This is a genomic window from uncultured Campylobacter sp. (genome assembly GCF_938018035.1).
GTDB lineage: Bacteria > Campylobacterota > Campylobacteria > Campylobacterales > Campylobacteraceae > Campylobacter_B.
This window is the reverse complement of sequence record NZ_CALIJF010000058.1, coordinates 1-9,643: the sequence shown is the minus strand read 5'-3', so window position 1 is coordinate 9,643 and position 9,643 is coordinate 1. Positions and strand designations below refer to the sequence as shown.

Annotated in this window: 8 protein-coding genes and 1 pseudogene; 5 read left to right on the top strand and 4 right to left on the bottom strand. The window is 46.7% G+C overall.

Annotation, left to right across the window (positions count from 1 at the left end; translation table 11 throughout):
• The 4 genes and pseudogenes from Q0257_RS01945 to hisF all read right to left on the bottom strand — a co-directional run.
• Positions 1-478: pseudogene (locus Q0257_RS01945) on the bottom strand (hypothetical protein); the annotation flags it as partial.
• A 237-nt stretch (positions 479-715) separates the two neighbouring features.
• Positions 716-1,825, bottom strand: a complete 1,110-nt coding sequence (gene rlmN, locus Q0257_RS01940) for a 23S rRNA (adenine(2503)-C(2))-methyltransferase RlmN (protein ID WP_298020903.1) — start codon at positions 1,823-1,825, stop codon at positions 716-718.
• Positions 1,822-2,367 carry a purine-nucleoside phosphorylase gene (locus Q0257_RS01935; protein ID WP_298020900.1) on the bottom strand — a complete coding sequence of 182 codons (546 nt, stop codon included), beginning with the start codon at positions 2,365-2,367 and terminating at the stop codon, positions 1,822-1,824. The genes rlmN and Q0257_RS01935 overlap by 4 nt, the downstream gene beginning before the upstream one ends.
• Before the next feature lie 351 nt (positions 2,368-2,718).
• Positions 2,719-3,639: an imidazole glycerol phosphate synthase subunit HisF gene (gene hisF / locus Q0257_RS01930; protein WP_298020897.1), complete on the bottom strand. Its 921-nt coding sequence runs from the start codon at positions 3,637-3,639 to the stop codon at positions 2,719-2,721.
• A gap of 91 nt (positions 3,640-3,730) precedes the next feature.
• Between hisF and rsmA the strand changes: the two genes are divergently transcribed.
• The 5 genes from rsmA to ybaK all read left to right on the top strand — a co-directional run bounded on the left by rsmA (position 3,731) and on the right by ybaK (position 9,354).
• Positions 3,731-4,591 (top strand): 16S rRNA (adenine(1518)-N(6)/adenine(1519)-N(6))-dimethyltransferase RsmA, encoded by an 861-nt coding sequence (gene rsmA / locus Q0257_RS01925; RefSeq protein ID WP_298020895.1) that lies wholly within the window; start codon positions 3,731-3,733, stop codon positions 4,589-4,591.
• The gene (locus Q0257_RS01920; RefSeq protein WP_298020893.1) at positions 4,572-6,794 is read left to right on the top strand and encodes an RNase J family beta-CASP ribonuclease; all 2,223 of its coding nucleotides are present in this window, start codon (positions 4,572-4,574) and stop codon (positions 6,792-6,794) included. The genes rsmA and Q0257_RS01920 overlap by 20 nt, the downstream gene beginning before the upstream one ends.
• A 338-nt stretch (positions 6,795-7,132) precedes the next feature.
• Positions 7,133-8,095 carry a KpsF/GutQ family sugar-phosphate isomerase gene (locus Q0257_RS01915; protein WP_298020890.1) on the top strand — a complete coding sequence of 321 codons (963 nt, stop codon included), beginning with the start codon at positions 7,133-7,135 and terminating at the stop codon, positions 8,093-8,095.
• An 8-nt stretch (positions 8,096-8,103) separates the two neighbouring features.
• Positions 8,104-8,865: a pseudouridine synthase gene (locus Q0257_RS01910; protein WP_298020906.1), complete on the top strand. Its 762-nt coding sequence runs from the start codon at positions 8,104-8,106 to the stop codon at positions 8,863-8,865.
• Between the two features lie 15 nt (positions 8,866-8,880).
• The gene (gene ybaK, locus Q0257_RS01905) at positions 8,881-9,354 is read left to right on the top strand and encodes a Cys-tRNA(Pro) deacylase (RefSeq protein WP_298020887.1); all 474 of its coding nucleotides are present in this window, start codon (positions 8,881-8,883) and stop codon (positions 9,352-9,354) included.
• Positions 9,355-9,643 lie beyond the last annotated feature (289 nt).

Below are 9,643 nucleotides of genomic sequence, written 5' to 3'. Positions count from 1 at the left end.
TTAAAATTTCAGCTAAGATGCCCGTTAAAATTTCTTCCTGATTTTGCTTTAGAAGCTCTAGCGCGTCCGATTGCGCGCGATTTGGCTCGTCCGTCTCCTCGCCGTCTTCATCTAAAAACGCGCAGCGAAACTCGCCCTCTTGCTCTAAAGCTTTACCGAAATACTCCAGCCGCAGCGGGAAACTAAAGTCCTCGTATTCCTCATCTTCAAATTTAGGCAAAATTTTAGGTTCCGCAAGATGTGCATTAAAAAACTCCGCGACCTTTGGGCTGCGAGTGAAAAGATACTCCTCATTCGCTTCGTAGCTTTTGCGCAAAAATTTAAGCGCCTCCTGCTCTGCGCCGCACTCCAAGCAGCATTCGCCCTTGTAATAATCGCTCACGTAGGGCGGATTTTCATTGCTTCTGGCGTGCTTATCCATCTCGCCTAGCCAGCGCAGCATATTTGGGGCGTCGCCCGCCCATTTGTACTCATTCACCATGCGCGCCGCGTAGATGTATGAGTCGTAGACGCGGTATTTCTCATCGTCCGCCTCCGCCCATTTTGCCTCGATAAAGCGGATAATTTCCGCCTTTGTAATCTAGGATTTTTTAAGCAGCGATCTGTCTAAGAAGACGCCGATCTCATCCATTATTTTTTGCGCATCCATTGCTACTCCGTTATAAATTTTTTTGCCGATCTGCCTTACGGTCTGAAAATAATCGCCGATTTTTTTCTATCTTTTTAAAATTTTATCCATATTGACGCCATTTTGATCTAAAATTTTACCCTGCTCATTTCTTTGTTTGAGCTGTCCGCACGCTGCACTGATATCTAGCCCCTTGCTCTGGCGGATCGTACATGTTATGCCGTGCGCGCATAGATAGTCTTGAAATTTCACCATATTTTCAGGGCTTGGTCTGCCAAAGCTCGAGCCTTCGTGCGGATTAAAATAGATCAGATTTACTTTTGCGCGGATGCCGTGCAGAAGCTTCACTAGCGTTTTGGCATCGCTTGGGCGATCGTTTACGCCATCGATCATTAGGTATTCAAACATCACGCGCTTTCGCAGATCGATTGGGAACTCGCGCACCGCCTGCATGATCGATGCGATATTGTAGGCGCGATTTATCGGCATTAGTTTTTCACGCAGTTCGTCATCCACTGCATGCAGCGAGATTGCAAGCAGCACGCCAAGATCCATTTCGCCCAGCTTTTTTATCTGCGTAGAAAGTCCGCTTGTACTTATCGTTTGGCGACGCGGCGCTATTGCGAGTCCGTCGTTTTCTTTTAAAATTTGCACGGCTTTGGCAACGTTGTCTAGGTTATTAAGCGGTTCGCCCATCCCCATATATACGACATTGACGCGGCGCTCGTACGGGATCGCGTTCATTTTCTTGATGAGCCAAATTTGAGCCACGATTTCGCCTGGAGTTAAATTCCGTACGAAACCACCTTTTGCTGTCAGACAGAAGCTACAGCCAATTTTGCAACCCACTTGCGAACTTACGCAGATTGAGTAGCGCGCGTGTCTTATAACTTTTTCGTTTTCATCTCGCAGCTCATCCTTCATCGGTAGCAGAACGCTTTCGATCGTCTTGCCGTCTTTGAGAGCGAAAAGGTATTTGATACTGCCGTCGCTACTTGTTTCGGATCTGATGCATTTAAGGGGGTCTAAATAAAAATTTTGGGCTAAACTTTGACGGATCTCTTTTGGTAGATTTAGCATTTGTGCGAAGTCGTCCACATTCTTTTTGTAAATCCATTCGTAAATTTGCTTGGCTCTAAATTTTGGTTCGACGAAATTTTCAAGCTCTTTCATCGTAAAATCAAAGATGTTTTTCAAATTAATGCCTTAGTTTTTAGATATTTAGTTAAATTTTCTTTTGCGGCGGCGTGATTTTTTAAAAAATCCGTGTGAGCATTTGAATCACAAAAATTCGTCGCACAAAAAATTCCGTAAGCGGGAATTTGAAATTTTTGTGCTACCTTGAGAACCGCAAAAAATTCCATATTTTCTAAAAAATAACCTCGTTCAAAGAATTTTAGCGCGGATTTTTTATCGGTCGTGATAAAATTTGAGCTATTAGTTATTGTTTCATATGAAACATTGGCAGAATTCCTAGCTATAATTTCATAGCTAATCGGAGAGTATGAAAGCTCATAAAGCGCCGATATCTCGTAGTTTACAGCCGATCTACTTTCATAAATTTTTAGAATTTCGCCCTCTTTATATAGCCCTGCAGAACCCACGAAAATGATCTCACTCGGTAAGTTTTGCCTATTTTCGCATAAAAATTTAGTCAAATTTATACTCATATCCATTAGCCCTACGCCCATAGGCAGGGCAAAATTAAAAATTTCATTTCGTCCGGCAGAGATTATCATTTACGCATTCACGCTTTCATTATTTTCTCTAATCATAGCAAAATAACGATAAATTTAAAGCTAAATTTTGAAATTTTTTCGTCGTAAAGTATCAGATGAAATTAAAATAAATCAAGTAAATATCTATGAGAGCTGTACCATTATCTTCCATAGTGGTAGCAGCGCAGGTGGCGGGTAGAAGATGGAAAAGTATTTAAAAAAGCTTATGATTTAGCTAAAACGAATAAATTTTACCTAAGCAAAATAATACTTGTCAAAAAACTTGCAAGATAAAGAGGGGCTGAAATAAAATTAATTGTTTAGTCGCTTTGACAGCTAAGTTTCAACCCCACGGTATAAACCTGACTAAATTTACAGTCTCACTTCAATATTTTGTTCTCGCAAATACGCTTTTAGTGCCTTGATTTCGATTTCTCTGAAGTGAAAAATCGACGCTGCCAAGCATGCGTCCGCGCCCGCTAAAAATGCGTCTTTGAAGTGCTCCATTTTACCCGCACCGCCGCTTGCGATCACGGGGATATCAAGTGCGCTAAAAATCCGCGTCAAATTTAATTCAAATCCGTTTTTGACGCCGTCGCAGTCCATTGACGTGAGTAAAATTTCGCCCGCACCGCGCTCCTGCGCCTCTTTCGCCCAGGCAAACGCGTCCCTGCCGGTGTCCAGCCTACCGCCGTTTATAAAAACGCTATAGCCGCAAGGCTCGCCGTTCCCAGTTAAAATTTCATCCTGCGAGCCGCGTGAGATCCCTCCAAAATTCTGTGCCTCATTGCGTAAATTCGCGTCCGAATTTCGTGCGCCGTCGTGCAAACTCTCGCTCAAATTCCTCGCCGCGCCATATAAATTACCGCGCGAAATTTCACTCGAATTTCGTTTTGCGTCGATCGCGACGACGACGCACTGCGAGCCGAATTTATTCGCCGCTTCGTCTATCAAATTCGGATTTTTTATCGCGGCCGAGTTGAGGCTTATTTTATCGCAGCCGACGTTTAGTAGGCGCGAGATATCATCGATTGTACGTATGCCGCCGCCTACTGTTAGCGGGATAAAAAGCTCGCGCGCGACCCGTTCCACGACATCCACGATCGTATCGCGCCCCAGATGCGACGCCGTGATGTCAAGGAAGCACAGCTCGTCCGCGCCTTCTTCATTGTAGCGTTTGGCGACCTCGACCGGATCGCCCGCATCCACGAGACCTACGAAATTTACGCCCTTTACCACCCGTCCGTCTTTGACATCTAGGCATGGGATTATGCGTTTTGCGAATCTATTCAAAGCAGCCCTTCATAATAAAATTTTTTATGATTTTAGCCAAATTTTACTTAACATAATGACTTTATAAGTAAAATTTGGCTAGACTCTCGCGATGATTAGGGCGAAAAAAGAGTTCGGGCAAAACTTTTTAAAAGACGAAGCCGTTTTAAACAAGATCATCCAAGCGATTCCCGAGAATGTACAGAATGTCGTTGAGATCGGGGCTGGCTTAGGTGATTTAACTCGCAAGCTTTTGGAATTTTACAGATTAAAAAGTTTCGAGATAGATGAAGATTTATATCAAATTTTAAGCGCTAAATTTGCGCAGCAGATCGCTAGCGGCGAGCTTGAGCTCGTTTTGGGCGATGCTTTGCGGATTTGGCAGCAGCGGGGTCTTGGCTGCGGCGAATATTTTTTGGTCGCAAATTTGCCCTACTACGTCGCTACAAAGATGATTTTGCAGGCGATCGACGATGAGTTGTGCAGCGGATTTTTGGTGATGATCCAAAAGGAGGTCGCTTTAAAATTCTGCGCTAGAGCCGGGCAGAGCGATTTTAGCGCTCTTTCGATCCTGGCGGATCTCGCGGGCGGTTGCGAGCTTCTATTCGACGTTGAGCCCGGCTGCTTCGAGCCTGCGCCAAAGGTGACCTCATCGGTGATTAGGCTAGTAAAAGGCAAAAATTTTAAGCCAGGCACCGAGATAAACGAAGATGATCTTGGCGTAAAAAGTTGCGCTCGTTTCCAAACTCTCGATGAATACGAGAAATTTAAAAGCTTTTTGCGCGTATCTTTCAGCGCGCCGCGAAAGACGCTTATTAAAAATTTAAGCGCAAAATTTGATAGAGGCTTAGCCGAAGAGATCTTTTTAAATTTGAAAATTCCGCCCACAGTTCGGGCGCACGAGTTAAATTCCACCCTTTTTTTAGAAATTTTTAAAAATTTAAAGGCAAAAGATGGAAGAAAACAGAAATGAAAACGGCGTCGAACGACTCAAAAAAAGCAATCGCTATAAAAAACGCAAGGAAAATCTAAAAAAATCTATCGCTAGCGAGGGCTTTGCGGGCGGCACGGAATTCGGCGGCGAGCATGAAAACGGTTCTCACAAAAACAAAGGCGCGAAAAACGGGCAAAATTCCGCTCGTTCAAAGGGTCCAAAAAATGGCTCTCGCAACGGATCAAATTTTTCGGGCGGTTCGTCCCGCGGCGACACGGACGGTGCGAATGGTGCGCATTTCGGCGGCGCATACCCAAAAAACAACGAAAACGGCGCGGGCGGTTCAAATTTAAACCGCGACGGTCGTGCAAAATCAAATAGCAGCAGCGCAAAAGGCGCAAATTCTAGCGCTGCGGACGATAGCTCTTCGGACTCGCAGAAAAAGAAAAAGCACAAAAAACGCTCAAATATGCCAAAGAGCCTCACCGGCAACGAGCCGTGGCAAAAGGCGATGGACGATGCGATCGCGCAAAACAAGCTGATCCACGAGGAGCGCCTGCACCCGCTTAAAGACGCTAATCGCAGCGATGAGACGGTGCGTATCACGCCGCTTGGCGGACTGGGCGAGATTGGCGCGAATATGACCGTTTTTGAGACCAATACGAGTGCGATCATCGTCGATGTGGGCATGAGCTTTCCGGAGGAGAGTATGCTTGGCGTGGACATTTTAATCCCCGACTTCGATTATGTTCGCAAGATAAAAAACAAGATCAAAGGCATCATTATCACCCACGCGCATGAGGATCATATCGGCGCGATGCCATATTTTTTCAAAGAATTTCAATTCCCGATCTACGCTACGCCGCTTCCCTTGGGGATGATAAGCAATAAATTTGAAGAGCACGGTCTTAAAGCTGAGCGCAGCTACTTCCGCCCCGTGCAGAAGCGCCAGCTTTATCAGATCGGTGATTTTGAAGTCGAGTTTATCCACATAACGCACTCGATTATCGATGCAAGCGCGCTTGCGATCACGACGAAGGCGGGCACGATCATCCACACGGGCGATTTTAAGATCGATCACACGCCGATCGACGGCTATCCGACCGATCTGAACCGCCTAGCGTATTACGGCGATCGCGGAGTTATGCTTTTGATGAGCGATAGCACAAACTCGCACAAAGAGGGGATCACGAAGTCCGAAAGCTCGGTAGGCAAGACCTTTGATACGATATTCTCAAGCTGTAAGGGGCGAGTGATAATGAGCACCTTCAGCTCAAACATCCACCGCGTCTATCAGGCTATAGAGCGCGGCGTAAAATACGGCCGCAAGGTCTGCGTCATCGGACGAAGCATGGAGCGAAATTTATTTACCGCGATGGAGCTCGGCTATGTAAATTTAGACAAAAAAATCTTCGTCGATGCCGATCAGGTCTCCAAATACCCCGATAATGAGGTTTTAATCGTTACTACCGGCTCGCAGGGCGAGACGATGAGTGCGTTGTACCGCATGGCGACGGACGAGCACAAATACATTAAAATCAAATCCACCGATCAGGTAATCATCAGCGCCAAAGCAATCCCGGGCAACGAAAGCAGCGTCTCGACCGTGCTTAACTACCTGCTAAAAAGCGGTGCAAAGGTCGCGTATCAGGACTTCAGCGAGATACACGTAAGCGGGCATGCCTCGATCGAGGAGCAAAAACTCATGCTGCGCTTGATAAAGCCGAAATTTTTCCTACCCGTACATGGAGAATACAACCACATCGTAAAGCACAAAGAGACCGCGATGGAGTGCGGCATCGAGGAGAAAAATATCTATCTGATGAACGACGGCGATCAGATGGAGGTTTGCGAAAAATATCTAAAGCGCGTCAAGACCGTCAAGACGGGCAAGGTTTTTATCGACAACCAGATCAACAAGCAGATCTCTGATGAGATCGTCAAGCACCGCCAAAATTTAGCCGATGCGGGCGTCGCGGTCATCATCGCGCAGATCGACAAAAACGAAAAGAGGCTCATCCAGACGCGCGTCATCACCTACGGGCTCGTTGCCGATAACCAAACGGCGCACTTTACCAAAGAGATGCAGGGCATCATCGAGCAGTTTTTGGCAAATTTAAAAGATGAAATTCTACTCGATCACTGGGCGCTGGAGGGCAAGATCCGCCAGGCTGTGCGAAAGCACATCTTTAGAAAGATCAAAAAATACCCGACCATAGTGCCGGTAATTTATTTGATGTAAGCGCGGCTAAATTCAGCGTGCAAGGCGAATTCGATCTGCGGCCGACAATGAAATTTTAATGGCACGGGTTAGCTCTCGGGCGTGAAATTTTGCGATGTGAGGGAGTTTTATGACGTGAAAATTTTAAAGTGGCGAATAAAATTTTAAGCGCAAAATTTCGGCGTAAAGTAAAATTTAAAAAGCGTCTAGCAAGCCTGCGGTAAGCGGGCAGGGCGGCGCGTGATTTTGTAGATTAGAATTTATGGTGCAAATTTCAAAGGCGTGAAATTCCGCGTAGCGCAAATTTAGGCGCGGCGCAAAGAGGTATAAATGGAAGCAAATTTTAAAAAGAAGGTTGAATGAGTGAAATTTTAGATACGGCACGAGAGGTGCTGAGGCTCGAAGGAGCGGAGCTTTTGCGGCATGCGGATCTTATCGGTACAGAGATCGAGCGAGCCGTAAATTTGATCCTAGCTTGCAAAGGCAAGGTAATCGTCACTGGCGTGGGTAAGAGTGGCCACATAGGCGTTAAGATCGCCGCGACGCTTGCCAGTACCGGCACGCCGTCGTTTTTCGTACACCCTACTGAGGCGCTGCACGGCGATCTGGGCATGATCGGTAAGGACGATATGGTGCTCGCGATCAGTTTTAGCGGCGAGAGCGAGGAGCTGGTTAGAATTCTACCTCATCTCAAACGCTTTGGCGTAAAGATCATCGCGATGGCGCGCGATAAAAACAGCTCGCTCGGCAAGGTTTGCGATGAGTTCATAAGCCTAAATATCGTCAAAGAGGCCTGCCCGCTAGGCGCCGCGCCGACGGTTTCTACGACGCTAACGCTCGGTTTGGGTGATGCGTTAGCGATCTGTTTGATGAGACGGCGCAGATTCGGCAAGGAGGATTTTGCAAATTTTCACCCAGGCGGCAGCCTCGGCAAGCGGCTTTTCGTCAAAGTAAAAGACGTGATGCAAAGCAAAAATTTACCAGTCGCAAGCCGTAACGCCAGCCTAAAACAAGCTATCGACGTTATGACTCACGGAAAGCTCGGCACCGTCTTGTTAGTGAACGAAAAAGGCGCGCTCGAGGCGATTTTGAGCGACGGCGATCTGCGCCGCGCGCTGATGCGAGAGGATTTTGACATCAATGACGGCGCGCTGAAATATGCCACCAAAAATCCTAAAATGCTGGACGATAAAAATATGCTCGCGATAGACGCGCTAAATTTGATCGAGCAGTTTAAAATTCAAGTCCTGCCCGTGGTAGAAAATGGCGTGCCTGCAGGGATCTTGCATATTCACGATCTAACTAGCTTGGGGCTAAAATAATGCAAAAGATGCGTCTGAATAAATTTATCTCTCATAACACCGGCTACTCACGTCGTGAGGCGGACGAGCTAATCAAGCAGGGCAAGGTTAGCATTAACGGCCGCGTCGTTAGCGATTTCATCGAGGTTAGCGGCGAGGAGAAGATCCGCATCGGCTCGCGCCTTATCAAGCCCAAGACGGAATTTACGATGATCGTTTATAACAAACGCAAAGGCGAGTTAGTTACTAAAAAGGATGATCGCGGCAGGCGGACGATTTACGATAGCCTACCGGAGGGGTTTAGCAGATTTGTTAGCGTGGGGCGTTTGGATTTTGCAAGCGAGGGGCTTTTGCTGCTAACCGATGCACCCGCGATCGCTACGGCGCTGATGAACAGCGACATCGAGCGAGAGTACTATCTAAAGGTAAAAGGCGAGGTGAAGGACGAGGTAGTAACGGCGATCCGCGAGGGTTTTTTTGCTGCAGATGCGAGCAAAGGTGCGCACGCTAAAAGTAAGATCAAATCGATGGAATTTAAGCCCTTCTTGGGCTACCGCATAATGCCTAGCAGCGGCGGTTATACGAAAATAAAAGCGATCATTAACGAGGGACAAAACCGCGAGCTGCGTAGATTTTTCGGTTATTTTGATCTGGACGTCGTGGAGCTTAAGCGCACGGCATTCGGTAGAATGACGCTTGGAACTCTAAAGCCCGGCAAATGGCGCTATTTCGATCAGAGCGAATACGAAGATCTGCGCGATTTTCTAAAAGAAAACAAAATCCGCTATTAAATTTAAGGAGGCGAAATGAGTTCAAAGACGAACGCCGCGCGCGTACTGGACGGTCTGAAAATCTCCTACGAGATCAAAGAATATACGGTTGATCCTTTAAATTTAGACGCGGTGCATGTTGCAAACAGCGTGAACGAGCCGATCGAGCGGGTTTATAAAACGATAGTTTGCACGGCGGATCACGAATACGTCGTGGCCTGCCTGCAAGGCGATCTAAATTTGGATCTCAAGGCGCTCGCGCATATTTGCGGGGTAAAGCGTTGCGAGCTGATGGATTTGAAGGATTTGCAAAAGGTCACGGGCTATGTCAGGGGCGGCTGCTCGCCGCTTGGGATGAAAAAGCACTTCCGTACTTTCATCGATGAAAAAGCGCTAACGCAGGAGAAAATTTACGTTAGCGCAGGCGTGCGCGGAAAACAAATCGCTCTTACGCCGAAGGACCTCACAACTGCGACCGAGGCGCAAATTTGCAAAATAACGCATGATTAACGTGGCGTTGCTTTTGCTGCCGCTTGCGTAAGTAACGCCGGCGGCAAGCTAGCTAAAATTTACACTGCGAAATTTTGACTTTTAAAATTTGGCGTTGCGCCGCTTGTTAAAACAATCTCCTGTACGGCAAGAAAATACAAATCAAATTAATTTCGTAAAATTTTATTGTTAAAATTCTAAGTACCGCGCGCCGCAAATATCTCAAACGAGATGACGAGTACGCAGGGCGCGGCAAGTCTCTTTTAAGAACGTGCTCTTTGCGCGTGATCCGTTTTATTCACTATAAATT